26 protein-coding genes are annotated in these 25,202 nt (G+C 53.7%); 6 read left to right on the forward strand and 20 right to left on the reverse strand.

The features are described from left to right. Positions 1 to 10 precede the first annotated feature (10 nt). The 5 genes from fabD to yceD are packed head-to-tail and all read right to left on the reverse strand — an operon-like array spanning position 11 to position 3,684. Complete coding sequence (fabD, locus tag JWF83_RS16280) at positions 11 to 940, reverse strand: ACP S-malonyltransferase (protein WP_413651509.1); 930 nt, start codon at positions 938 to 940, stop codon at positions 11 to 13. Positions 941 to 956: 16 nt separating this feature from the next. Further along, positions 957 to 1,910 carry a beta-ketoacyl-ACP synthase III gene (locus JWF83_RS16285; RefSeq protein WP_413651430.1) on the reverse strand — a complete coding sequence of 318 codons (954 nt, stop codon included), beginning with the start codon at positions 1,908 to 1,910 and terminating at the stop codon, positions 957 to 959. A gap of 6 nt (positions 1,911 to 1,916) precedes the next feature. Next, the gene (plsX, locus tag JWF83_RS16290; RefSeq protein WP_413651432.1) at positions 1,917 to 2,951 is read right to left on the reverse strand and encodes a phosphate acyltransferase PlsX; all 1,035 of its coding nucleotides are present in this window, start codon (positions 2,949 to 2,951) and stop codon (positions 1,917 to 1,919) included. Positions 2,952 to 2,977: 26 nt separating this feature from the next. Further along, positions 2,978 to 3,148: a 50S ribosomal protein L32 gene (gene rpmF, locus JWF83_RS16295; RefSeq protein ID WP_013508656.1), complete on the reverse strand. Its 171-nt coding sequence runs from the start codon at positions 3,146 to 3,148 to the stop codon at positions 2,978 to 2,980. A gap of 14 nt (positions 3,149 to 3,162) precedes the next feature. Continuing rightward, complete coding sequence (gene yceD / locus JWF83_RS16300; protein WP_413651434.1) at positions 3,163 to 3,684, reverse strand: 23S rRNA accumulation protein YceD; 522 nt, start codon at positions 3,682 to 3,684, stop codon at positions 3,163 to 3,165. A 142-nt stretch (positions 3,685 to 3,826) separates the two neighbouring features. Between yceD and JWF83_RS16305 the strand changes: the two genes are divergently transcribed. Further along, positions 3,827 to 4,438, forward strand: a complete 612-nt coding sequence (locus JWF83_RS16305; protein WP_413651436.1) for a Maf family protein — start codon at positions 3,827 to 3,829, stop codon at positions 4,436 to 4,438. A gap of 196 nt (positions 4,439 to 4,634) precedes the next feature. Here the strand turns inward: JWF83_RS16305 and rluC are convergent, their stop codons facing one another. After that, positions 4,635 to 5,585, reverse strand: a complete 951-nt coding sequence (gene rluC, locus JWF83_RS16310) for a 23S rRNA pseudouridine(955/2504/2580) synthase RluC (RefSeq protein WP_413651438.1) — start codon at positions 5,583 to 5,585, stop codon at positions 4,635 to 4,637. A 737-nt stretch (positions 5,586 to 6,322) separates the two neighbouring features. On the opposite strand from rluC, the gene rne reads away from it, so the two are divergent. Further along, the gene (gene rne, locus JWF83_RS16315) at positions 6,323 to 9,787 is read left to right on the forward strand and encodes a ribonuclease E (RefSeq protein ID WP_413651439.1); all 3,465 of its coding nucleotides are present in this window, start codon (positions 6,323 to 6,325) and stop codon (positions 9,785 to 9,787) included. Positions 9,788 to 10,042: 255 nt separating this feature from the next. On the opposite strand, the gene JWF83_RS16320 is transcribed toward rne, so the two are convergent. Then, positions 10,043 to 10,240, reverse strand: coding sequence for a hypothetical protein (locus tag JWF83_RS16320; protein WP_413651440.1), 198 nt, complete (start codon positions 10,238 to 10,240; stop codon positions 10,043 to 10,045). Between the two features lie 60 nt (positions 10,241 to 10,300). Here JWF83_RS16320 and JWF83_RS16325 point away from each other — a divergent pair, with 60 nt between their 5' ends. Then, positions 10,301 to 10,711 carry a winged helix-turn-helix domain-containing protein gene (locus JWF83_RS16325; protein ID WP_413651441.1) on the forward strand — a complete coding sequence of 137 codons (411 nt, stop codon included), beginning with the start codon at positions 10,301 to 10,303 and terminating at the stop codon, positions 10,709 to 10,711. Positions 10,712 to 10,901: 190 nt separating this feature from the next. Here JWF83_RS16325 and flgL read toward each other — a convergent pair whose 3' ends face one another. The 11 genes from flgL to flgB all read right to left on the reverse strand — a co-directional run bounded on the left by flgL (position 10,902) and on the right by flgB (position 20,824). Further along, entirely contained in the window at positions 10,902 to 11,864 is a 963-nt protein-coding gene (flgL, locus tag JWF83_RS16330; RefSeq protein ID WP_413651442.1) for a flagellar hook-associated protein FlgL, read from the reverse strand. 25 nt (positions 11,865 to 11,889) lie between these two features. Then, the gene (gene flgK, locus JWF83_RS16335) at positions 11,890 to 13,539 is read right to left on the reverse strand and encodes a flagellar hook-associated protein FlgK (protein WP_413651443.1); all 1,650 of its coding nucleotides are present in this window, start codon (positions 13,537 to 13,539) and stop codon (positions 11,890 to 11,892) included. 126 nt (positions 13,540 to 13,665) lie between these two features. Continuing rightward, entirely contained in the window at positions 13,666 to 14,610 is a 945-nt protein-coding gene (gene flgJ / locus JWF83_RS16340) for a flagellar assembly peptidoglycan hydrolase FlgJ (RefSeq protein WP_413651444.1), read from the reverse strand. Continuing rightward, on the reverse strand, positions 14,610 to 15,719 hold the full coding sequence (locus JWF83_RS16345; RefSeq protein WP_413651445.1) for a flagellar basal body P-ring protein FlgI: 1,110 nt from the start codon (positions 15,717 to 15,719) through the stop codon (positions 14,610 to 14,612). The genes flgJ and JWF83_RS16345 overlap by 1 nt, the downstream gene beginning before the upstream one ends. A 9-nt stretch (positions 15,720 to 15,728) precedes the next feature. Further along, positions 15,729 to 16,433: a flagellar basal body L-ring protein FlgH gene (locus tag JWF83_RS16350; protein ID WP_413651446.1), complete on the reverse strand. Its 705-nt coding sequence runs from the start codon at positions 16,431 to 16,433 to the stop codon at positions 15,729 to 15,731. A gap of 73 nt (positions 16,434 to 16,506) precedes the next feature. After that, on the reverse strand, positions 16,507 to 17,289 hold the full coding sequence (gene flgG / locus JWF83_RS16355; protein WP_413651447.1) for a flagellar basal-body rod protein FlgG: 783 nt from the start codon (positions 17,287 to 17,289) through the stop codon (positions 16,507 to 16,509). Between the two features lie 17 nt (positions 17,290 to 17,306). After that, positions 17,307 to 18,065 (reverse strand): flagellar basal body rod protein FlgF, encoded by a 759-nt coding sequence (locus JWF83_RS16360; protein WP_413651448.1) that lies wholly within the window; start codon positions 18,063 to 18,065, stop codon positions 17,307 to 17,309. 20 nt (positions 18,066 to 18,085) lie between these two features. Next, complete coding sequence (gene flgE / locus JWF83_RS16365) at positions 18,086 to 19,291, reverse strand: flagellar hook protein FlgE (protein ID WP_413651449.1); 1,206 nt, start codon at positions 19,289 to 19,291, stop codon at positions 18,086 to 18,088. Between the two features lie 31 nt (positions 19,292 to 19,322). Continuing rightward, positions 19,323 to 19,991 (reverse strand): flagellar hook assembly protein FlgD, encoded by a 669-nt coding sequence (gene flgD / locus JWF83_RS16370; protein WP_413651450.1) that lies wholly within the window; start codon positions 19,989 to 19,991, stop codon positions 19,323 to 19,325. Positions 19,992 to 20,003: 12 nt separating this feature from the next. Then, on the reverse strand, positions 20,004 to 20,408 hold the full coding sequence (gene flgC / locus JWF83_RS16375; RefSeq protein ID WP_413651451.1) for a flagellar basal body rod protein FlgC: 405 nt from the start codon (positions 20,406 to 20,408) through the stop codon (positions 20,004 to 20,006). A 2-nt stretch (positions 20,409 to 20,410) separates the two neighbouring features. Beyond that, a complete protein-coding gene (flgB, locus tag JWF83_RS16380; protein ID WP_413651452.1) occupies positions 20,411 to 20,824 on the reverse strand; it encodes a flagellar basal body rod protein FlgB in 414 nt (137 codons plus the stop codon). Between the two features lie 162 nt (positions 20,825 to 20,986). Between flgB and flgA the strand changes: the two genes are divergently transcribed. The 3 genes from flgA (at position 20,987) to JWF83_RS16395 (ending at position 22,485) form a co-directional block, all read left to right on the forward strand. Next, on the forward strand, positions 20,987 to 21,646 hold the full coding sequence (flgA, locus tag JWF83_RS16385; RefSeq protein WP_413651453.1) for a flagellar basal body P-ring formation chaperone FlgA: 660 nt from the start codon (positions 20,987 to 20,989) through the stop codon (positions 21,644 to 21,646). A 93-nt stretch (positions 21,647 to 21,739) separates the two neighbouring features. Further along, positions 21,740 to 22,048 (forward strand): flagellar biosynthesis anti-sigma factor FlgM, encoded by a 309-nt coding sequence (gene flgM, locus JWF83_RS16390; protein ID WP_413651454.1) that lies wholly within the window; start codon positions 21,740 to 21,742, stop codon positions 22,046 to 22,048. 5 nt (positions 22,049 to 22,053) lie between these two features. After that, positions 22,054 to 22,485 (forward strand): flagella synthesis protein FlgN, encoded by a 432-nt coding sequence (locus tag JWF83_RS16395; RefSeq protein ID WP_413651455.1) that lies wholly within the window; start codon positions 22,054 to 22,056, stop codon positions 22,483 to 22,485. Between the two features lie 107 nt (positions 22,486 to 22,592). Here the strand turns inward: JWF83_RS16395 and murJ are convergent, their stop codons facing one another. Further along, positions 22,593 to 24,131: a murein biosynthesis integral membrane protein MurJ gene (gene murJ, locus JWF83_RS16400; protein WP_413651456.1), complete on the reverse strand. Its 1,539-nt coding sequence runs from the start codon at positions 24,129 to 24,131 to the stop codon at positions 22,593 to 22,595. A 143-nt stretch (positions 24,132 to 24,274) separates the two neighbouring features. Next, complete coding sequence (locus JWF83_RS16405) at positions 24,275 to 25,201, reverse strand: Gfo/Idh/MocA family protein (RefSeq protein ID WP_413651457.1); 927 nt, start codon at positions 25,199 to 25,201, stop codon at positions 24,275 to 24,277. Between the last annotated feature and the right edge of the window lies 1 nt (position 25,202).

Consider the following 25,202-nt stretch of genomic DNA (forward strand, 5'->3'; position numbering starts at 1 on the left):
CTTCCTCGTGTTATTGCTCAATAGCCGCTGACAGACTGGCCTGGTCATTTACCGCCGCCGCTGTCAGGGTGTCAACAATACGTTTAGTCAGACCGGTCAATACTTTACCCGGCCCCACTTCCAGCAGCGAAGTCACGCCCTGCGCTGCCATATATTCGACGCAACCGGTCCAACGCACCGGACTGTACAACTGGCGCACTAACGCGCTGCGAATCGCCTCTGGCGAGGTTTCACATTTCACATCAACGTTATTCACCACCGGGAACGCCGGCGCATTAAAAGTAATGCTCTCCAGCGCTAGCGCCAGTTTATCAGCGGCAGGCTTCATTAACGCACAGTGCGACGGCACGCTAACCGGCAGCGGCAGCGCACGTTTTGCGCCAGCGGCTTTACAGGCTGCTCCGGCACGTTCAACCGCTTCTTTGTTACCGGCAATCACCACCTGACCCGGTGAGTTAAAGTTGACCGGCGAAACCACCTGCCCCTGCGCTGACTCTGCGCAAGCCTGCTGAATGGCGGCATCGTCAAGACCGATAATCGCCTGCATCGCGCCAGTGCCTTCCGGCACCGCTTCCTGCATCAGCTTACCGCGCAGTTCAACCAGCTTGATCGCTTCAGCGAAATCCAGCACGCCTGCACAGACTAAAGCAGAATATTCACCCAAACTGTGACCGGCCATCATTGTTGGCGCTTTGCCGCCTTTGGCCTGCCAGACACGATAGATCGCTACCGAGGCAGCCAGCAGAGCCGGCTGAGTTTGCCAGGTTTTGTTCAGCTCTTCAGCAGGACCCTGCTGAGTTAACTGCCACAGATCATAACCCAGCGCAGCGGAAGCTTCACGGAAAGTGCTCTCAACCGCTGGATTTTCCACAGCGAGGTCGGCCAGCATGCCGACGGTCTGAGAACCCTGTCCCGGGAATACCATTGCAAATTGCGTCATCATAAGTTCCTGTTAATCAAAAACGAACCAGCGCCGAGCCCCAGGTGAAGCCGCCACCAAAAGCTTCCAGCAGAATCAGCTGACCGCGTTGAATACGCCCGTCACGCACCGCTTCGTCCAGCGCCGCCGGTACCGAAGCCGCAGAGGTGTTGCCGTGACGATCAAGGGTCACCACCACTTTCTCCATGCCCATTCCCAGTTTGCGGGCGGTGGCGCTGATAATGCGCAGGTTAGCCTGATGCGGCACCAGCCAGTCAAGGGCTTCACGGTCAAGATTGTTCGATTGCAGCGTTTCCTCAACGATGTGCGCCAGCTCGGTCACCGCCACTTTAAACACTTCGTTGCCCGCCATCGACAGATAGGGCGCCTGCTGCTGGTTAGCCCGATCCTGATATGGCAGCTTTAACAGCTCGCCATAACGCCCATCAGCATGGAGATGGGTAGAGATAATACCCGGCTCAGTGCTGGCGCCAAGCACCACCGCACCGGCGCCATCGCCAAACAGAATAATGGTGCCACGATCTTGCGGATCCAGCGTACGCGCCAGCGCATCGGCCCCGATGACCAGCGCCTGTTTGACGGCGCCGTTTTTAATATATTGATCGGCCACGCTCAGCGCATAGGTAAAACCTGCGCAGGCGGCAGCCAGGTCGAACGCTGCCGCATCATCAATGCCCAGCATTTGCTGAATCATACAAGCCGAACTCGGGAAAGCATGGCTCGATGAGGTAGTGGCGACAATAATCAGCCCGATCTCATTTTTATCAACGCCAGCCATCTCCAGCGCGCGCTCTGCGGCGTGGAAGCCCATCGTGGCTACGGTCTCATCCGGACCGGCAATGCGGCGTTCACGAATTCCGGTGCGGGTGACAATCCACTCGTCCGACGTATCCACCATTTTTTCCAGATCGGCGTTAGTCCGCACCTGTTCGGGCAAATAGCTGCCCGTACCGATAATCTTCGTATACATGTACGCTCAGTCACTCTTAGGTAATACAGCCTCTAGGCGGGCGGCAATTCGCTCAGGAACTTGCCGCCGCACCGCCTGCTCTGCCTGTTGTATCGCCACAGCAAATGCGCGTTGATTCGCTGCGCCGTGGCTCTTAATTACGGTGCCCCGTAATCCTAACAGACAAGCGCCATTGTACTGGTCGGGGTTGAGGTGACCAAAGCGTTTCGCCAGACGTTTCTTTAACCAACGCCCGAGCAATGTCATCCACCACGCCCTTTTGTTGCCTTCGCCCGGTGATTTCAACAGCGAAAGGAACATTCTTACCACGCCTTCCATCGTCTTTAGCGTGACGTTACCGGTGAAACCATCGCAGACTAAGACATCCGTTTTACCGGTCAGAAGGTCATTACCTTCAACGTAACCAATATAGTTGATATCTGGCGACGCCCGCAGAATGGCTGCGGCGTCGCGGATCCTGTCCAGCCCCTTGGTCTCTTCCTCGCCGATATTCAGCAATGCGACGCGCGGATTCGGCACTTCAAGCACCTGCTCCGCCATAACCGCCCCCATGATGGCAAACTGCACCAGCATAGCGCTATCACACTCGACATTCGCGCCGAGGTCCAGTACCACAGTCTTGCCGTGCAACTGGTTAGGCAGTACCGTCATCAGCGCCGGACGCTCAATACCTTCCAGCGGTTTAAGTAATAATTTTGCCAGCCCCATTAACGCACCGGTATTTCCGGCGCTGATACAGGCCTGCGCCTTGCCCTCTTTAACCAGCTCCAGCGCGATGCGCATTGAGCTTCCGCGACTGTTGCGGATGGCCTGAGACGGCTTAGCATCACTGGCAATAACCGATTCGGCAGGAATAATCTGCAGACGCTCCTGTAAAGCGGAATCAGCTTTGGCAAGTGATGTCGAGATTTTGTCGGGGTCACCGACCAGAAGAAGATGCAGTTGCGAATTAGAGGCCAGTGCCTGCATTGCGGCAGGCACTGTCACGCAGGGACCGAAGTCCCCGCCCATGGCATCTATCGCCAGGGTCAAACGTGTCAAAGTATCGCCTTGCGTGACCGCAAGAATTACTTAGCGATGACCTTGCGACCGCGGTAGTAACCGTCCGCAGTGATGTGGTGACGCAGATGAGTTTCGCCAGAAACTTTGTCTACGGAAAGAGTGGTAGTGGTCAGAGCATCGTGTGAGCGACGCATGCCACGCTTGGAACGGGTTGGTTTATTCTGTTGTACGGCCATGGACCTTACTCCTATTACTTACGCTTTAAACTGGCTAATACGGCAAATGGGTTTGGTTTCTCCGCCTCTGCAGGCAATACGCCAAAAACCATGTCCGCCTCGGACACTTCACAGTGTTCAGAATCATGAACCGGAACGACCGGCAATGCGAGGATGATTTCATCTTCAACTAATGCCAGCAGATCAATCTCGCCAAACTCGTTGACGTTGATCGGCTCGTACGCTTCCGGCAGTGCTTCAGCCTGATCGTCATTGACCACCGGACTAAAACAATACGTTATGTGAACCTCGTGAGGAAATGACTTTCCGCAACGCTGACACGACAAGGTTACAGCAACATCAGCCGTGCCATTCAGCACCGCGAGACGCTGGTTGTCGATCGCGAACGATAGAGTACATTCCACATCACTGTCCACACTGACCACCGACTCGGCAACACGCTCCACCTGTTCAGGGGTGTAGATGCCCTGATAATCAAGGCGTTTTTGAGCCGTACGTACCGGGTCAAGAGTCAGGGGTAATTTTACCTTTTGCATAGGGCGCGCATATTATCTTTGTAACGACGTAGAGTCAAAGAAAAAGGCCGTTTAACAGCATCTTTCACCCATTATTCGCATCCAGTGCGGCGCATAGTTTAAAATGCCTTTATCCGATTCGCTATATATTCCGCAAAAAATTATGACTAAATTGGTTTTAGCCTCTACTTCTCCGTTTCGCGAGGGGTTGTTAAATAAGCTGGGATTGCCGTTTATTACCGCAGCGCCGCAGGTCGATGAGACGCCGCAAGCCGGTGAAAGCGCGCCACAGCTGGTCTCGCGCCTGGCTGCGGCCAAAGCTCGGGCGCTGTCCGATCGCTACCCGGACGCGCTGATAATCGGCAGCGATCAGGTTTGCGTATTAAGAGGACAAATAACCGGCAAACCGCATACGGAGCAGAATGCCTGCGCACAATTACGTCAGGCGAGCGGACAATCTGTTATTTTTTATACCGGACTGGCGCTCTGGTCAGGCCAACGACAGCAGATAACCCTGCAGTGTGAAACCTTTACCGTTCATTTTCGCCACTTAAGCGACGAAGAAATTGTCGCTTATGTGGCCAGAGAGCAGCCGCTGAACTGTGCCGGCAGCTTTAAAAGTGAAGGTCTGGGCATTACCCTGTTCGAACGGCTGGAAGGGCGCGACCCCAATACCCTGGTAGGGTTACCGCTGATTGCGCTATGTGGGATGCTGCGCGCGGCGGGGATGGATCCGTTAATCCGCCCGGCGTTTCATGCAGCACGGGAGCCATAAATGGCTCCCCTACAGCCGGGGTGCAGATATTCCGCCGCCCGTATCAATGGCTTGCACGGCTGCCGCCATCGGGACGGGAGCAGATATTCCCCTGTAGGGGCGGCATTTATGCCGCCTGTGCCAAGGGTTTGCACGGCTGCCGCCATCGGAACGGGAGCCATTAATGGCTCCCCTACAGCCGGGGGGCAGATATTCTTTATGTATTACGCAACACCGCCAGACAGCGCTTTAAATCGTCGTCAAGCGGCGCTTCTACCCGCATCACCTCGCCGGTATTAGGATGGGTAAAACGCAGCGCCGCCGCATGCAAAAACAGACGCTTAAGCCCGGTTGCCGCCAGCTGACGATCAAAATCGCGATCGCCATAGCGGTCATCAAAAGCAATCGGATGACCGCCATGTAGCGTATGCACACGGATCTGGTGCGTACGCCCGGTCACCGGACTGGCTTTCACCAGCGTGGCGAATTGATAACGTTCTTCCACCTTAAAGCGCGTTTCCGACGCTTTGCCTTCGCTGCTGACACGCACCATCCGTTCGCCGCTTTGCAGAATATTTTTTAGCAACGGCGCCTGGACCACTTTCAGATGCGCAGGCCACTGCCCGCGCACCAGCGCCAGATAATCCTTCTGCATGCCTTTTTCGCGCAGCTGTTCATGCAGCGCACGTAATGCCGAACGTTTTTTCGCCACCAGCAAAATACCGGATGTATCGCGGTCGAGACGGTGCACCAGTTCAAGGAAGCGCGCTTCCGGGCGCAAAGCACGCAGCCCTTCAATTACGCCGAAACTCAAACCGCTGCCGCCATGTACGGCGGTACCCGACGGTTTGTTCATCACCAGAATATGCTCATCCTCGTACAGGATGGCAGCGGCCAGCGACGCCACCTTCGCCAGTTTGGGCGAAACCGCGTCCTCCTCCCGTTCGGCGACGCGCACCGGCGGGATACGCACTTCATCTCCTGCTTCCAGCTTATACTCAGGTTTGATGCGTTTTTTGTTAACCCGCACCTCGCCCTTGCGCACAATGCGGTAAATCATACTTTTAGGCACCCCTTTCAGATGGGTGCGTAAAAAGTTGTCGATGCGCTGCCCCGCTTCATCAGCGGAGATGGCAATAATTTTAACGGATGGCGTATTGGTTTTCATGGTCGGCGATTCTAAATAGTGAGTGATAATAGCGCCACCTCTTTTTCTGTGCTTAACTGACAGTCTGTCTGGTTAAGTACGCTATATGAGCGCTTTTTATACGGTTTTCTTACAACTGCCAGAAAACGCGCAATAAAGCTGGAATAAACTTCTCAAGGCGGTAAAAGTAACCTTGCTATAACAAGGTTAGCAATGGAATAATGCTAGCGTTTTTTCACGCTCTACCTTGTTAAAACAAGTATATTTATACCCAAAGTAATTGAAATTGCAGCACGGCAGCAAGAGAACGGTTCCCGGTAAGTGGCGGTCATTATTGGCTCCCTGGCATGCGGGAATCGTATAAAGATGGCATTTATGCCGTCTGTCTGAATGCTGGTAACACCGCTGCAGCGTCAATAAGCGCGGGTATAACGAAATAAAGGAATTTTGCCGGATGGCACATACACGCAGCAATGGCGTAAGACGTATTGTGAAATCAGGCATTTAGCGGGCTGCGGGTTGCAGCCTGGACGATAAGATGGGATTGACTCTTTCTGGTAATTCAGTAGTGGTTCCCCTTATAAAAGCGCTGTTTTTTCCGTATGAAAAACAGGCTACCGTGAATTTGCGCCCCTTAGCAGGCGACAACCGTGAGGTTGACGACTTTGCGAACAGACACGGGGCCATCGGTTATTGGTCGTCCAGCGTTACCATGCCCGTAGCTTTGTCACTAATGTAAGAATAATGAGTAAGTTACGATGAAAAGAATGTTGATAAACGCAACTCAACAGGAGGAGTTGCGTGTTGCCCTGGTTGATGGACAACGGCTGTACGATCTGGATATTGAAAGTCCGGGACACGAACAGAAAAAGGCCAACATCTATAAAGGTAAGATCACCCGCATTGAACCCAGTCTTGAAGCCGCATTCGTCGATTACGGTGCTGAAAGACATGGTTTTCTTCCCCTGAAAGAAATCTCCCGCGAATATTTTCCTGCTAACTACAATTCCCACGGCCGTCCAAACATCAAAGATGTGCTGCGTGAAGGTCAGGAAGTGATCGTTCAGATTGATAAAGAAGAACGGGGTAATAAAGGCGCAGCCTTAACCACCTTTATCAGTCTGGCGGGCAGTTATCTGGTACTGATGCCAAACAACCCGCGTGCAGGCGGTATTTCGCGCCGTATCGAAGGTGACGACCGTACCGAGCTAAAAGAAGCGCTCTCTTCACTGGAACTGCCGGATGGCATGGGTCTGATCGTCCGCACCGCCGGCGTCGGCAAATCTGCCGAAGCGCTGCAGTGGGACCTCAGCTTCCGAATGAAGCACTGGGAAGCGATTAAGAAAGCCGCCGAAAACCGCCCTGCTCCGTTTCTGATCCATCAGGAAAGCAACGTTATCGTGCGTGCTTTCCGTGACTATCTGCGCCAGGACATTGGCGAAATCCTGATCGACAACCCTAAAGTGCTGGAGCTGGCACGCCAGCATATCGCCGCGCTGGGTCGTCCGGATTTCAGCAGCAAAATTAAACTGTACACCGGTGAAATTCCGCTGTTCAGTCACTACCAGATTGAATCGCAGATTGAGTCCGCCTTCCAGCGTGAAGTGCGTCTGCCATCAGGCGGTTCTATCGTTATCGATACTACCGAAGCGCTGACCGCCATCGACATTAACTCCGCGCGCGCCACCCGCGGCGGCGACATCGAAGAGACGGCGTTTAATACCAACCTCGAAGCGGCGGATGAAATTGCCCGCCAGCTGCGTCTGCGTGACCTTGGCGGCCTGATCGTTATCGACTTTATCGATATGACGCCGGTACGCCATCAGCGCGCGGTAGAAAACCGCCTGCGTGAAGCGGTGCGCCAGGATCGCGCACGCATTCAGATCAGCCATATTTCGCGCTTCGGCCTGCTGGAGATGTCGCGTCAGCGTCTCAGCCCGTCACTGGGTGAATCCAGCCATCACGTCTGCCCGCGCTGTAGCGGCACCGGTACCATCCGTGATAACGAATCGCTGTCACTCTCCATTCTGCGGCTGATTGAAGAAGAGTCGCTGAAAGAGAACACCAAAGAAGTTCATGCCATCGTTCCGGTGCAAATCGCCTCTTACCTGCTGAATGAAAAACGTGATGCGGTCAGTGCGATTGAAAAACGCCAAGGCGGTGTGCGCGCCATCATCGTGCCTAACGATCAGATGGAAACCCCGCACTACTCCGTACTGCGCGTGCGCAACGGTGAAGAGACACAAACGCTTAGCTACCACCTGCCGAAACTGCATGAAGCCGAAATGGCTCTGCCTTCGGAAGAGGAGCATGCGGAGCGTAAACGTCCTGAACAACCCGCACTGGCTGCTTTTGTGATGCCTGATGCGCCTCCGGCACCGCAGGAAAGCAGCCTGGCGGTTAGCGAAACGCAGCCAGTGGCCGTAGCGCCAGCCAGCGCCGCAGCTCCGGCTCAGCCGGGTCTGTTCAGCCGTCTGATCGGCGGCCTGAAAAAACTGTTTGCCGCTGAAGAGACCAGCAGCAGTGCGCAGGCAGCACCGGTCGCCAGTGAACCAGAAACGGCCGCTGACGCCGAAGCGACGCCGCAACGGAGCGATCGTCGCAATAACCGCCGGAATAACAACAATCGTCGCGATCGCAATGGTGAACGTAGCGGTGAACGTGGTGAGCGCAATGGTGAACGTGGTGAACGCAGCAATCGCGATCGCAATGGCGAAAATCGTGATAACCGTGAAGGACGTGAAGGCCGCGAGGACAATCGTCGCAATAAACGCCCTGCCGCGGCAGTAGCAGAGCCACGCGAGGATCTGCAACCGGCGCAAACAGATGAAGCGCGTGCCCAGCAGCGTGACGAGCAGCAGCAACAGCGTCGCGAACAGCGCGCAGAGCGTCAGCGTCGCCGTCAGGACGAGAAACGTCTGCAGCAGCAGGAAGTGAAAAGCGATGAGCCGCTGGCTGAAGTTGCAGAGGAAGCGGTTATTGCCCCGGCCGCAGAAGTTGCAGAGATCGAAGAGAACGTACAGGTAATGCCGCGTCGTAAACCGCGCCAGCTGAGCCAGAAAGTCCGTTTCGAATCCGAATCTGCCGCCGCCGCTCCGGCAGCAACTCCGGCCGCAGCCGAAGCTGAATTGCCGCTCCAGTCTGAACTGCCGGAACTTCCGGTGCTACCTGCGCCAGTGGAAGCCGCAGCCGATGAGCAGGACGAAGCAGAAAGCCGTGACAGCATGCCACGTCGCTCCCGTCGTTCACCGCGTCATCTGCGCGTCAGTGGCCAGCGCCGTCGCCGTTACCGTGATGAGCGTTACCCGTCGCAGTCACCAATGCCGCTTGGTTTTGCCGCCGCATCACCTGAAATGGCCTCCGGGAAAGTGTGGATTAGCTATCCGGTAGCACAGGCGCCGGAAGCAGAAGAGCCGGCAGAGGTTGAAACCCCCGGCGAAGCGACCGATCAGCAGCAACAAGCGCCAATGGCAGCAGCCAGCGTCCTGCCTGAGAGCGATGCCGCGAGCATCAGCGCTGAGAGCGTCAATGCTGAGAGCGTCAATGCTGAGAGCGTCAATGCTGAAAGCGTCAATACTGAGCAGGACGTGACGGAAGTGGAACCACAGCTACTGGCTGAACCTGAAGTCACGCTGGTTGAAACGGCACAAACCGCCGCGATTGACACAGCCGTAGACGAAGAACCCGCCGTGATTGCCGTTGCCGATGAAGCGGTTGCCGCGCAAACCGCAGCTGAAGCACAGCCCGCTGACGAAGCCAGCAAAGCGGTTGCCGAAGCTCTGGAAGCAGCTGAACAGGCGCCAAAAGTGTTTGAAGAGGCGCCACAGCCAGCCGACGTCGCCGTCAGCGAGATCGCCAGCGAGCACGTCGCTGACGTCAGCGAAGAGATTGCCGCGCAGGTGGAAGAAGTAACCGCTGCGGTTGCATCTGAAGCACCGGCGGTGGACACCGCAACGCCTGCTGTTGCTGTCAGTGAGCCACATGCGCCGGTTGCGGCACGTGATGAGCTTATTGCGCCACTGGCTGACGCCGCCAATACCCGCCATGTGAAATGGAAACATCACGCTACGGCGCCGATGACCAAAGCACCGGCGCCAGAGTGGCAGCCAGAGCCAGTGCGTCACAGTGACTGGGTTCGCCCTGACTTCGCCTTTGAAGGTAAAGGCGCTGCCGGTGCGCACGCTGCAACACATCAGGCGACGGCACCGGCGACCAAGCCTTAAGCCCCGCGCTAAAGCCCGGACGACTCCGGGCTTACGTTTATCAGCACCCTGCCAGCGTTATGCTGCCAGGGTGCTTTTTTATCTGTCGCTTGCTGCACGCTTGAGCAAACCATGTTTATGTTAGTGCGGCATGCAGCAATAAAACCCTCAGCCGTTAAAAATTATTCACTGGCATTTCAAAACCGTAAAATACAACTTTAATCTATTACATCACAAACAACATCACAAACAACACCTGCTTTGCCACGATATTATTTATGGATAATTTTCTTTACTCGTTTTATATGCATTGTTATTTTTAATCAACCACAGCAGGCGAAATATTGACTGCAGCACTCCGCTGGAGTGACTGCCCGTGCCGTCCGGTTTACGCTCAACCGATTGATCAATAATTTGCATGGTAATAATACACTTAGCCATGACGATGGAGCGCGGCGTATTACCAATAGTCACTGTTTTATCAGGAACGGTTATATGGAATATAACCCGTCGTAGTAATAAATGGAGGCAGATATGACGAAAGTGCAGATAACCAATACGATTGAATATGATATGAGGAGCAGGACATTCACCTGTCGCAATCAGGCCAGCCTTACCCTCACGCAGACGCAAAGCCGCTGTTTTGAAGCGTTACTGCAAACTGAATTATGGCAACCGCTACATAAGGATCAACTGATTGCGCTTATCTGGGGAAAATGCAACAGTCAGATTAATTATGAACCCGCGCTGATTCAGAAAATTTATTTATTAAGAAAATCACTGGCCTCTATTGGCCTGCAGGATATGATTATCACCATCCCACGTTTTGGCTATCAAATAAACGCCAGGCATACGCGGGAAATAAAATTTAACCACGACAGTAATGCGCGCAAAGGATTTATATCGGGAATACTGGATAAAATAAGCGGCATATTAAAACCATAGCCTGGCATACTGTTATTTCGCAAGGCGTTGTTATGCTACCAGCAACACCATGGAAACACTCTGCTATTGCCCCCCCGGCAACCGGGTTCAGCGCGCAGCAGATAAAAAAATCCCGTTAACCGCTGGTGAGAGTGGTAACGGGACAAAGTGAACGCACCCGGTTTAAGTGCGTTCAAATCAGGATGAAGACTTACGAGTTAATCTGGAACAGCGACATGCCGGACATATCACTAAATGTCTGATAAGAGGCCTGCAATGCAGCCTGCTGCATCGTATACGATGAAATGGTGCTGGCAACATCGGCATCTACCAGGTCGCTCATCTGAGTGCTATAGATCAAATCCCGATCGTCGCCAAGCGAATCGAGGTTTTCCAGTTCGCTCAGTTGAGTGCCCAATTCTGAACGTACGGTCAGCACGTTGTTTAGCGAGTTACGTAACCCACGGTTAGTTTTATCAATAGCATCGGATACCTGTTGTTTAGTGGCGTCATCGGCATCGGCCAACGGCGTACGCAGTGCGTCAATCGCCGAGTCCAGCATATCAAACAGGTTAGTTTCGCTAGTGCTCCCATCAGGTTCAACCACGGCGTTACTGGTAATCGACATAAATACATCGCTACCGGTATGACCTACGGTCATGGTGCGGCTGGCATCGACTTTTTGGGTGATCTCTTCGTCACCACCCACGTATTCTACCGAACCGGTACTATCATCAAATGGTGGTGTATCACTTTTGTAACCGGCAAAAATATAACGCCCGTTACCGTCAGTGGTATTAGCAAGGTTTAGTAACTGATCGCGGATACCTTCCAGCTGCGTCGCCAGCGATTCACGGTCATCATCGCTAAGGGTACCGTTTCCGGCATACACAATCACCGTTTGCGCATCCTGAATCCCGCTGGTAACACTGGACAAGGTACTCTCTTCCAGCGAAATACTCGAAGTAGCAAAAGTACGCGCCAGCGCGAACTGGCCGCTTTGTGACTGCGACTGCGACAACACGACCGCCTGTGACGCGGCAATAGGATCGTCTGACGGGTTAATCACCCGCTTACCGGTGGAAAGTTGCTCCCCTACCTTCATCCAGGCAGCCTGGGCATCGCTAATGCCTTTTAACTGTTGATCGTAAATCATGCTGGTGCTGATGCGCATGGCCGTTAATCCTTATAAAATTTTATTAACGAATATTGATCAGTGCGTCAAAGATCGTCTGGGCTGCTTGCAGCACCTGCGCATTCGCCAGGTAGTACTGCTGGAATGCCTGCAGATTGACATACTCTTCATCGAGGCTGACGCCAGAGACCGACTGTTGACGCTCAGTCAGCTGTGTCACCACGCTTTCCTGGGTAGCGCTGGTACTTTCCAGTGAGCTGGTTTTATTACCAATAGTACTCACCAGACTGGCATATGCTGTACTCAGGGTTTTATTGCCACTAACCAAATTTGCAGACTGTAAATCAAGCAGTAACTGCGCATTCCGGTTATCACTGGCAGCATCCGCTTCCGACGCTGCTGCAACCTTTGCTTCATCGGTAACTTCCACATCCATGCTGACAATGACATCGGAAACCGGTTTAACAATAAAGCTATCTTTGGCTGCCGCCGTGCCACTGACATTGACCTGTAAGCCATCAAAACTTAATGTGGTTTCACCGGTACCAGAATCAGTCCCCATGGTCGGCGTCACGGTGGTATTGTCAGACAGACGGGTGACATTCCAGCTAGTACCGTCATATGTCACACGATAATCTGTTGCCTGTACAGCGGTAGAATCGGTCCATTGCACGCTTAAAGTCGTCGCAGAGGTATTTTTACTGTTACTGACTGCTGTCGGCGATCCAATGGAGAAAAAAGCTTCCCCGGCGTCACCGTTACTGTCGATACCCGCTTCATGTTGGGTATTGAAACTATCGGCAAAGGCCAGTGCCAGTTGTCCCAGACTGTTACGCGCATTGGTCAGATCTTCACTACGGAAAGCCAGCAGGCCACCCAACGAACCGCTAGTCAGCTGACTCTCAGAAATCTCAATGTTACCTGCGGTTTTATCGACATAACCTACGGTAGTCTTGGTTGGGTCGCTGCTGGACGACATCGCGACAAGCTGCCTGGTCGTGTCACCGGTCACCAGCGTAATACCGTTGCCGATAGAAATGTTATAGCTGCCATCCTGCTGTGAAACGGTAACGCCCACAATCTCATTCAGCTCTGTAACCAGCTGGTCACGTTGATCAAGCAAGTTATTTGGCGATGCGCCAGATCCGGCGCTGGTCAGCTTGCCGATTTGCTTATTAAGATAGGCAATCTGTTCCGCATAACTATTGATTTGATCCACGTTGGAACTGATGGATGTATTGACGCTACTTTCCATATTGCGTAGATAGGTGTCAGTGCTCTGAAACTGGTTTACCAACGCATCCGCTTGTCCCAGCAGGGTTTGACGCGCGGCAGAGTCATCAGCATTACTGACCACGTTCTGCAGGCTTGTGAAGAAATCTTCCAGCGAACTCGAAAGATTGCTGGTTGTACTGGCCAACATATCGTCGATATTGGAAATCTGACTGTATTGGGTACTGATAGCACTGCTGCTGGCCGTAGCACCGCGTAATTGCGTAGTGATGAATTCATCATATTCACGGTTGATGCTGGTTACCGACACACCATTACCGTAATAAGAGTTGCCGATAAGCGTACTTGCAGCCTGAGATAACACCGTAGTCTGACGAGAATATCCTGCGACCGTATAGTTACTGATATTATTACTTGTTGTGCTCAGCGCTGACTGGGCTGCGCTCAGGCCGCTCATGGCGGAATTTATTAAGCTGGACATGTCGGTTCCTCATTATCCCGTACAATGTTCGGGCCGGCATCAGATCAAACGGTTGCCGGGAAGCGTTTTCTCCCTCCCCGGCATGTAATTGTTATCGGCGTTCTTAAGTAAAACTTGAGAAAAAAATCAGAACAACGTACTTAAATCACTGCTATACGCCTTGACTGCTTTTTCACCCATACTCTTGAATTGCTGGATCATTCCCACCAGCTTATCGGCGTACTTTGGATCGGTAGCATAGCCTGCGGCTTGTAACGCCATGGCACCCTGCTCAGCGGTACTGGCATTTGCCACGGCGGCATAACGCGGATTACTGCTTAACAGATTGACGTAATCGGTCAACGCTTCGGCGTAAGAATTGTAAACGCGGAAATTGGCCTGCACTTTTTTCGCCACGCCATTTTCATATTCGGTGGTGGTAATTTCAGTTTTTTCCCCCTGCCAGCTACTATTAGCTTTAATGCCGAACAGGTTGTAACTTGGCTTACCATCACGCGTCATAATCTGGCGCTGACCCCAGCCGGATTCCAGTGCCGCCTGGGCCAGAATTAAATGATGGGGGATGCCGCTGGCGGCGCTGGCCTGCTGCGCCGGTTGCGTCAGGCTGGCGATAAAATCGCTACTGTCGCCGCTAAGCCTCATCACAGATGACGATTCCGGCAGCTTCGGTACGGCACGACGCACCATACGCTCCAGTTCCATTGAGGGCAGGTTGGTGAAAAAGCCTTTCTCCAGCATCATCGGCTGCGTTCCGGCAGACTCATCCGGCGCCTCCGCCGGAGTCATCTGCTTCACAATGGTATCCGCCAACCCCAGACCTCGCGCACCAATTTGCTGCGCAACCTGCTGATCGTACATTGAGGTATACATGCGCGTCTGCGAGGTATTGAGCATGCCATCCTGAGGCAATGCGTCACGCATGCTTTTCAGCATCATCTGCACAAACATCCCTTCAACCTGTTTCGCTACCTGCAACGCTTTACCTTTCGGATCATTGCCAGCCTGACGTTTCAGTTCGTTAAGCGACCGACTGTCGTAAGCCGCATTCATCAGCGATTGCGAGTCGTTCATCAGATAATTTCCAGTTTGGCGCGTAAGCAACCGGCACTCTGCATCGACTGCAGGATTGACATCAGGTCCATCGGTGTAGCACCCAGCGCATTTAGCGCACGTACCACGTTATTCAGGTTGGCGCTGGCATTAACCCGCTGCAGCGCGCCGCCTTCCTGCCGTAAATCGATCTGGGTTTGTGGCGTCACCACCGTCTGACCACCCGCCAGCGGCGTATTTGGCTGACTGACATTCTGTGACTGATTGACCGTCACCGACAAATTGCCCTGCGCAATCGCACAGGTATTCAGCGTCACCTCGCGGTTCATTACCACCGAGCCGGTACGCGAGTTGATAATCACTTTCGCATCCTGAATTGGAATCGAGACTTCAATATTCTGGATTTCTGACAGCAAGCGCACTTGCGTACTGTTATTAGCGCTAGTCCGTACCTGCACGGTACGTGCATCCAGCGCCTGAGCCGAACCAAAACCACCACGGCTGTTAATCGCATCACTGATACGCTGCGCCATGGTGAAATCTTCTTCGTTCAGTTGCAGATTAATAACATTAGCTGTACCGAAGGTGGTTGGCAGTTCACGTTCAATGGTGGCACCACCGGTGATACGGCCGCCGTTCAGCTGATTGACCTGCACGCTGCTGCCACCCGCTGAGGCTCCGGCGCCCCCCACCAGAATATTGCCCTGCGCCAAAGCATAGATTTGATTGTCGACGCCTTTCAGTGGCGTCATCAGCAAAGTGCCGCCACGTAAACTCTTAGCGTTCCCCATTGAGGAGACCACCACATCTATCTGCTGTCCCTGACGACCAAATGCAGGTAATTTTGCCGTCAGCATTACTGCCGCAACGTTTTTCAACTGCATATTGGTGCCTGCCGGTACGGTAATACCCAGCTGTGACAACATATTGCTCAACGACTGCGTGGTAAAAGGCGTCTGTGTTGTCTGGTCGCCAGTACCGTCAAGCCCGACCACCAGACCGTAGCCGATCAGCGAGTTGTCGCGTACCCCCTGCACCGTTGTCAGGTCACGGATGCGATCCGCAGACGCCAGCGAACTGACGGTAAGCAGCAGGGAAAATGCTGCGCGAAGAATAAGTGATTTACGCATTGTGACCTCTTACATCGGTGACACGTTCAGGAAGAAACGCTGTAGCCAACCCATATTTTGCGCCTCATTGATATAGCCGTTACCGACGTATTCGATGCGTGCGTCTGCCACCTGGCTGGATACTACTGCGTTACTGGCGCTAATGGTTCGTGGGTTAACCACACCGGAGAAGCGAATAAATTCAGTGCCCTGATTAATCGCAATCTGCTTCTCACCAACCACTCTCAGGTTGCCATTTGGCAGCAACTGATTAACGGTAACGGTAATGGTGCCGGTAAAGGTATTATTGGCGGTAGCGCCACCTGCACCGGTAAAGTCATGTGTCCCGGTGCCGGCAATGGTGGTTTTATCTCCCCCCAGCAGGCCATTAAGCGCGCTTGGCACCGAGGTTAGCCCGGCAGCCGAACTGCTGTCGCGACTGGCGTTAGCCGAAGAACTTTTACTGGCGCTAACATTTTCCTGTAACGTAATGGTCAATGTATCGCCAATATTACGTGGACGACGATCTTCGAACAGCGGCTGATAGCCGTAGTTCATCGGCATTACCCCCTGAAAAATCGATCCGTTTACCGTTGGCGGCGAAGCGGGCAGCGGCTGCGCCGTTGTCGAGCCATCCACCAGTGGGGTCCGCGGAACTAAGGCGCAACCGTTAAGGGTCAGTAACAAACTGGCTACCAACAAACGTCCAGGCTTGAGATATAATTGCTTCGCCACGTAATCACTACCTTTTTTAAAGTCTGTAATGAGAGCGAGGTACGCCTCGCCCTTACTGCAACGCTAAGCGACGTCAGACCTGACCCAGCTTTTGCAACATCTCGTCGGAGGTGCTGATCGCTTTACTATTAATTTCGTAAGCGCGCTGCGTCTGGATCATGGAGACCAGCTCTTCCGCCACATTGACGTTAGAGGTTTCCACATACCCCTGATACAACAAGCCAGCACCGTTCAGGCCTGGTGTACTCTCAGTAGGCGTACCCGATGCCTGGGTTTCCAGATACAGGTTCTCACCCACACTCTCCAGGCCCGCATCATTCATAAACGTACTCAGGGTTAATTGTCCGACAGTGGTCGATGCGGTTTGTCCCTGCTGAGTTACGCTGACAGTACCGTCACGCGCAACGGTCATGCTAAGTGAGTTTGCCGGAATGGTGATCGCCGGTTGCACCGGAAAACCGCCATTGGTTACCAGCTGACCATTCGCATCAGTCTGAAAGGAACCATCGCGGGTATAAGCGGTAGTACCATCAGGCATCTGCACCTGGAAGAAACCCTGACCGTTAATCGCCACATCCTTCGATGACTCGGTCTGCGACAGGTTGCCCTGGTTGTGCAAACGCTCGGTGGCGACTGGACGGGTACCGGTACCAATCTGTAAGCCGGTTGGTAACGTGGTCTGCTCAGACGACTGCGCACCTGGCTGACGCAGGGTCTGATACATCAGATCCTCAAACACCGCACGCTGGCGTTTAAAGCCGTTGGTGCTAACGTTAGCCAGGTTGTTTGAGATAACATCCATGTTAGTTTGCTGAGCATCAAGACCGGTTTTCGCTATCCATAAAGAACGAATCATAGTGTTTTCCTCTGCCCTTAACTGCTCATGTTAAGAATCTGGTTCGCGCGTTGTTCATTGTCATCGACGCTGGAGATTACTTTCATCTGCATCTCAAAACGTCGGGCGTTGGTGATCATATCAACCATGGTTTCCACCGGTTTAACGTTACTCCCCTCCAACACCCCCGGCATTACCTTCACCGAGGCATCTGCCTGCAATACGGCGCCGCGCTGCTGCTGAGCTGATTCGGTGAGACGAAACATGCCATCATCACCACGCGTCACTTCTTTTCCATCGGCTTTCACCAGTTTTAAACGTCCGATTTGAACCAACGCGTTAGGGGCTTCGCCTGCATTCAACGCAGTAATGGAACCGTCAGCAGCAATGGTGATTTCCGCACCTTGCGGTATCGCAATCGGTCCCCCGTCACCCATCACCAGATTGCCCTGGATCGTCAGTTGCCCGGCGGGACTGACCTGCATATTACCGTTGCGGGTATACGCCTCACTGCCATCAGCAGATTGCACTGCCAGCCAGCCATCCTGCTGTACGGCCACATCCAGTGCGCGCTCTGTATAATCCATTGCCCCCTGGGACATATCGGCGCCCGGTGTCGAAGCCGTTACCAGGGTACGTGTTGGCAACGACAAACCTTCCACCGGCACCGCACGCAGCGCATTAAGCTGCGCACGGAAGCCCGGAGTAGAGGCGTTGGCCAGGTTGCTGGCGGTGACCGCCTGCTGATTGAGCGTCTGCGTGGCTGCGCCCATAGCGGTATATATCGCGTGATCCATAAGGCAATCTCGTTAGCGCATTAACGCAGGTTAACCAGCGTGTTAAGGATCTGATCCTGAGTCTTGATGGTCTGGGCGTTAGACTGATAGGCGCGCTGCGCCACAATCATATTCACCAGTTCAGCACTCAGGTCGACGTTAGAGGCCTCAAGGGCGCCCGAAGTCAGGCTTCCGAGGTTGCCGGTATCCGCCAGCCCAAGCAAAGGTTGACCAGAAGATGAAGTCTCTTTCCATACGTTGTCACCCATTGATTGCAGACCTTCGGAGTTAGCGAAGTTAGCCAATACGATCTGACCGAGAACCTGGGTCTTTTCGTTGGAGTAGTTGCCAACAATGGTACCGTCATCGTTTATCTGGTAGCTGGTCAGCTCCCCAGGCTTGTAACCGTCCTGAGTCGGGTTACCAAAGGTGTTTGAGCCGGTATTCTGCTGCATGCTGTTGGTGAAGCTCAGTTCAAAATCCTGGCCAGTTGCACCATTCAGGTCACCCAACGGGATGGTAAGCGTGCTGGCAGAGGTCATCACACCACTGCTGTTAAAGGTCATTGCAGTTGGACCAGTAGTGGCTGTGGTGGTGCTGCTGGAGTCGTTGGAATACAACTGCCAGGTGTTGTCAGCAGTTTTAACAAAGTAGAGATCAATGGCGTGCGCATTACCCAGCGAATCGTAGGTAGTCATGGTGGTCTTGGCGTTATAGGTATCCGCGTCGGCCATGTCGAAACCTGCAGTGGTTAAGGTATCGTCAGAAGAGTTCAGGTTGGCGACCAGAGCGCCAGTAGTAGTCGCGCTCGCCGACATCTGTGTGGTGGGGATGCTCAATGCCACCGGATCCGAACCCGTCTGCACGGTTGGCGGCGTACCGCTAACGCCATAACCGGTCACGGTCAGGCCCTGCATATTCACCAGATTACGGTTTTCATCCAGGGTAAACTGACCGTTACGGCTGTAGTAGACCGCACCGGTATCATCGCTAAGGCGGAAAAAACCCTGGCCGCTCAGCGCCACATCCAGGCCACGGCTGGTGGACGTCGTCGTACCGTCGGTAAAGTCCTGAATCACGCCAGCAACCTTCACCCCCATACCAATATCTGAACCAGCAAACATATCGGCAAAAGCGATAGTGCTGGATTTATAACCTGATGTTGCTGAGTTAGAGATGTTGTTACCAATGACGTCAAGGTTACTGGACGCTGCGTTTAAGCCACTGACCGCTTGAGAAAAGCCCATGTGTCACTCCTGATAAACGTTAAATTTGTGATTAAAGAATTTGACTGATTTCATCGAGCGTGGCAGTACCCATCGTCCCGAGGTCTAATACAGCGCCACTGCTACTATTGGTCACACCGTTAACCAACGCATAGTTCAGTGGCTGAGCCACCAGCTGCGTGGTTCCACTGCTCGCAGCAATCGTAAAGGTATATTTACCATCCGGCGCGGTAGAGCCATCGGTCAGGGTTCCGTCCCAGGAGTAGCTATGTACACCGGCTGTCAGACCACCTAAATCGATGGTCCGAACTACAGCTCCGCTGGAATCTGAAATGGTAACGGTGGTGCTGTCCGATGCTGTTTCCAAATCGATACCAAACGGCGTCGTGGTACTGCTTCCGACCAGAATCTGCGACCCGTCAATCATCACGCCCTGACCGATTAAAGTAGATGCATCGAGTGACTGGTTGCTGTTAATCTGACTGGAAATTGACGCCAGGGTGGTGTTCAATTTCTCAATGCCGCTTACGGTATTAATCTGCGCCAGCTGTGAAGTCAGCTCGCTGTTTTCCATCGGATTCGTCGGATCCTGGTTTTGCAACTGCGCCACTAACAGCGTCAAGAAGCTACTTTGTAAGTCGGTTGCACTGCTATCTGTTGTGCTGGAACTGGTGATAGTGGTGTTATCAAGTGAGTCGTTGACACCTACAGCTATGCCCATTGTGCTTCTCCGTTATTGACCCATGGTCAGAGTTTTCATCATCATCGATTTCACGGTATTGAGGACTTCTACGTTGGCCTGGTAACTGCGGGACGCTGACATGGTATTCACCGTTTCACTCACCACGTCGACGTTAGGCATCTTGATATAGCCTTTTTCATCAGCCATCGGATTACCCGGGTCGTACACCAGTTTTGCGGGCGTGGGATCATCAACCACCTGGGCCACTTTCACCCCTCCGGTAGCCTGTCCCGCCGCGGCATCTACCTGAAACACCACCTGTTTGGCGACGTAAGGCTGACCATCTGGCCCGGTGACGCTATCGGCGTTGGCCAGGTTACTGGCGCTGACGTTCATTCGCTGTGACTGTGCTGTCATCGCCGAACCGGCGATATCAAAAATATTAAGCAGTGCCATAGTTATTGCCCCTGAAGGACACTCAGCATGCCTTTAATCTGGCTGCTGATAAGTGTCAGATCGGTTTGGTATTTCAGGCTGTTATCCGCAAACTGCGTGCGTTCGCGATCCATATCTACCGTGTTGCCATCCATCGCTGGCTGGTCAGGAATGCGGTACATCAAATCGAGCGCCGGCGCCTGCGCATTCGACACCGGAATATGGCGTGCCGACGTTAACGCCAGCGACAACCCGGAACCCTGCGCCCGACCCTGCTCAACTGCACGTTTCAGTTCGCTGGAAAAATCGATATCACGCGCCTGATAACCCGGGGTATCGGCGTTAGCGATATTGGACGCCAGGATTTCCTGACGCTGAGCCCTCAGGTTTAGCGCTTCAGTGCCAAAATTTAGCGCTGCGTCCAGTTTGTCGAGCATGCTTCCTCCACAACACAAATTGAGAATTTCGAGCTGACAGGATAAGCGCGTTACGGGAAGGACTATCGAATGAATAACGCTAAAAATCGTCGCTATTTTGCGGCTTGACTTGTCGCGCATACGCGTAGAATTACGGCCATATTGCAATGTGGGGATAAGATAATGCGTAGGGTCACTCCTTTGCTGGCGGGCCTGTTTGGCCTGTTAAGCCTTCATACCGATGCCGCTGATTTAACCACTCAGTTAACTCAATTCTTTAAAGCGCGTGATGCTACGCATGCCGAAAATTTAACCGTGGTGTTACGCACTCCGGCCGCACAATGGCCGCAATGCGATACGCCACAGTTTTTCGTGGCAGCTAATAGCCGTCAGTGGGGTATGATTAGCGTAGCCGCCAACTGCGGTCAGGAACGTCGCTATCTGCAGGTACAAGTTCAGGTGACAGGTGATTATGTGGTGACGTCGCGCCAGGTGGCGCGCGGTAGTGCCCTGAAAGCCAGCGATCTGAGTATTAAGCACGGGCGTCTTGATGTTCTGCCTGCCCGCGTAATAGTCGATCCACAGCAAATTGTCGAAGCGATCTCTATCCGCGATATCACTCCAGGTCAGCCGCTAACCTTATCGATGGTGCGTCAGCCATGGCGCGTAAAAGCCGGTCAGAACGTAATTGTAATTGCCCAGGGGAATGGATTTAATGCCACCAGCGAAGGGCGTGCGATGAATAACGCAACCGCGACGCAGCCAGTAAGAGTCCGGATGGGAAATGGTCAAATAGTCAGTGGAAAGGTGGATGCGGATGGGAATATTCTTATATCGCTATAAGCCACTAAAGCTGGCCGTTTTTCTGCCGATAGAGTAATTAAGAAATATACTACTATTTGATCATTGATTGCCTGAGCTTACAGGAGCCAGTTTATGAGTATCGACAGAACCCAAGCATCGAACCCCGTTGCCACCGTACAACCACGTGAAAACAGTGATGCGTCCGCCAGCAAAACGCGCCAAAGTGAAACGACTGCTGCCACAGCGTCTGCCGCCTCGGGCACTCAGGTCAAACTGAGCGAAGCACAGTCACAGCTGATGCAGCCCGGCAGTCAGGATATTAACAGCGCGCGCGTAGAGCAACTGAAAACCGCCATCCGTAATGGCGAACTGAAAATGGACAGCGGCAAAATTGCCGATGCTCTGATCCAGGAAACTAAAGACTATTTGCAGGGTAACTAATCGCTATGAACAGCTTACTGACCGCGCTGGAAAAAATGCAGGAAGTGCTTTCGTCGCTGATGGAAGTCATGGACGCCGAGCAGCAGCAACTTTCTGCCGGGCGGATTAACAGTAACTTACTCCAGCGTATTACTGAAGACAAAAGCTCATTGCTTAACACCATCAACTATCTTGACGGGATGCGCCATCAGGCGGAAAAACGCCTCGGCCTGCAGGCCCCCTACGAGACGCAGCCGGAACTGGCGAGACGTTGGGCATCAATCCAGCAACAGACTGTCAAGCTGCACAATACCAACCGACACAGTGGTATGCTTCTCAACCAGCAAATAGAATATAATGAGCAGGCGCTTTCTGTGTTGAAACCGAAAATCAGCCAGCCATTTTATGGCCCGGATGGCCAGACCCAATCGGCTGCTTTCGTCAGCCGCAAGATTTAATCTCGCGTTGCCGGAGTGCAAATTCGCAGAGCGGGAGCCATAAATGGCTCCCCAATAATATTCCGGAGATTCGCGCCCAGGGGCGGCATATATGCCGCCTTTTGCCGTTAGATTACCGTACGGCGGGCAAAATCGCGCGGGCGAAAGCCCATCAGACCCAGCATCAGGAAATAAGCGCCGCCACCGACCACGCACACCCCCGCCAGTCGCGATAAGCGGTAGACCATATTGCCGACATCCCAGTCCGGCATCACCTGGTTCATTGCCAGCAGCGCCGCAGCCATGATCGCCACCGCAATAAACAGACGCAGCAGAAAGCTAAACCAGCCCGGTTGCGGCTGGAAGATTTTCTGCTTACGCAACTGCCAGTAAAGCAGCGCGGCATTCAAACAGGCCGCCAGCCCAATCGACAACGCCAGCCCGGCATGCTTTAGCGGCCCAATAAATGCCAGGTTCATCAGTTGCGTCATAATCAGGCAGATAATGGCAATTTTTACTGGCGTCTTAATATCCTGGCGCGAGTAAAAACCCGGCGCCAGTACTTTAACTACGATCAACCCCATCAGCCCGACGGAGTAAGCAATCAGCGCGCGCTCGGTCATGGCGGCATCAAAGGCGGTAAATTTACCGTATTGAAACAGGGCAACGGTCAGCGGTTTGGCGAGGATGCCCAGCGCCACCGCGCTCGGCAACGCCAGCACAAAACAGAGACGCAGCCCCCAGTCCATCAGGCGTGAATACTCATCATGATCGCCGCTGGTAAAACTCTTCGCCAGCGACGGCAGCAGAATCGTACCCAACGCTACCCCCAGCACACCCGAGGGAAATTCCATCAGGCGGTCAGCGTAATACATCCACGACACCGAACCTGAAACAAGGAACGAGGCAAAAATAGTATTGATAATCAGTGAAATCTGGCTAACGGAAACGCCGAGGATCGCCGGCCCCATCTGGCGCATCACCCGCCAGACACCCGCATCTTTTAGGTTCAAACGCGGCATCACCAGCATGCCGATTTTTTTCAGATGCGGCAGCTGATAGCCCAGCTGCAACACCCCACCGACCACCACCGCCCAGGCCAGCGCCAGCACCGGCGGATGAAAATGCGGCGCAGCAAACAGCGCAAACGCAATCATGCTGATATTGAGCAGCGTCGGCGCAAACGCCGGCACCGAAAAGCGGTTCCAGGTATTCAGGATCGCCCCGGCCAGCGATGCTATTGAGATCAATAAAATATAGGGGAAAGTAATCCGCAGTAGCGAGGAGGTTAAGGCGAACTTATCGGCGGTATCGGCAAAGCCCGGTGCGGTCACCAGAATCACCCATGGCGCGGCAATCATGCCAATAAAAGTGACAATCGCCAGCACCAGCGTCAGTAACCCCGAGACGTAGGCGACAAATACCCGGGTCGCCTCCTCCCCTTGCTTGCTTTTATATTCGGCGAGAATCGGCACAAACGCCTGTGAAAAAGCGCCCTCGGCAAAGATGCGCCGCAATAAATTGGGCAACTTAAACGCGACAAAAAAAGCATCGGTGGCCATACCGGCCCCAAACACTCGCGCCACTATGGCATCGCGGGCAAAACCCAGCACACGCGAAAAAAGGGTCATTGAGCTGACCGCAGCCAACGATTTCAACAAATTCATGGTTTACTGCGCTTCCTGAAAATAAGAGAGTCCGCTGCGTGACCCCAGGGGCGAGAACAGCCTCGCCGGATAAACAGCGGCTAGTCTACTGATACGGTGGGAAATAACCACAACGCCAGGTAATATTTAGGCTGAACAACGGATTATTCTTTATCCGCGTCACGCCACATTTTCTCTACCAGCCGCTGCGCCAGCAGGGCCTGCTCGCCCGAGGTTTGCGGCGCCGTCTGGTTTTGCGCGCAGGCGATAAAATGACGCGCGGCGCCGTCAAATCCCCGCTGCTCCAGCGTGGTTTGCCAGCCCGGGATCGGGTCTGACAACATCTTGCCATCGGTTTCCTGTTGCCAGTCGCGCATATCGTTAATCTGATACACACTGCCATCGCAGACCGCCGTCACCGCTTCACGCTGACTGCCGGCGCGACGGTGCATACTGGTGGTTATCTGGGTGCTGCCAAGGGTGAAATGGTGCTCGGCATACAGCATTTCACCGGCATCATTGGTCTGAATGCTGCCATGGCGCAGAGTGCCGGCGCCGCCGCCCAGCCATAGCGCGGTATCGACCACATGCAGATAATCATCGAGCAAAGTAAAGCGGAGATCGTGCGGACCGACGCTGTCGCTACGGTGCTTATCCATTCGGATCGATGCGGTATCAACCAGGCTGGCTTTCAGCTGCAGATAGCGCGGGGCAAAACGCCGGTTAAAGCCCACCATGAGTTTACGCCCGCTCTTATGCGCCAGTTCAACCAACTGCTCGGCCTGGCGTAACGTCTCGGCCAGCGGCTTATCGACACAGACATCCACCCCGGCCCGCAGCAACTCGCCGACAATGGCAAAATGTGTGGCGGTGCTGCTATGAACAAATACCGCATCGCACTCTGCGGCCAGCTGTTGCAGGCTGGGAAAACAGGGCATCCGGTAGCTGTCGCAGATCAGCTGCGCTTTTTGCTGATTCGGTGAAAAAGCGCCGGCTAATAGCCAGCCCTCGGTTTTACTCACCACCGGCAGCCAGGCTTTTTGCGCGATACCGCCCAGACCGACCACTCCGACCCGTAGTTGCGTCGCCATC

It is taken from the genome of Pantoea sp. B65 (genome assembly GCF_047308185.1).
Classification (GTDB): Bacteria; Pseudomonadota; Gammaproteobacteria; order Enterobacterales; family Enterobacteriaceae; genus Erwinia.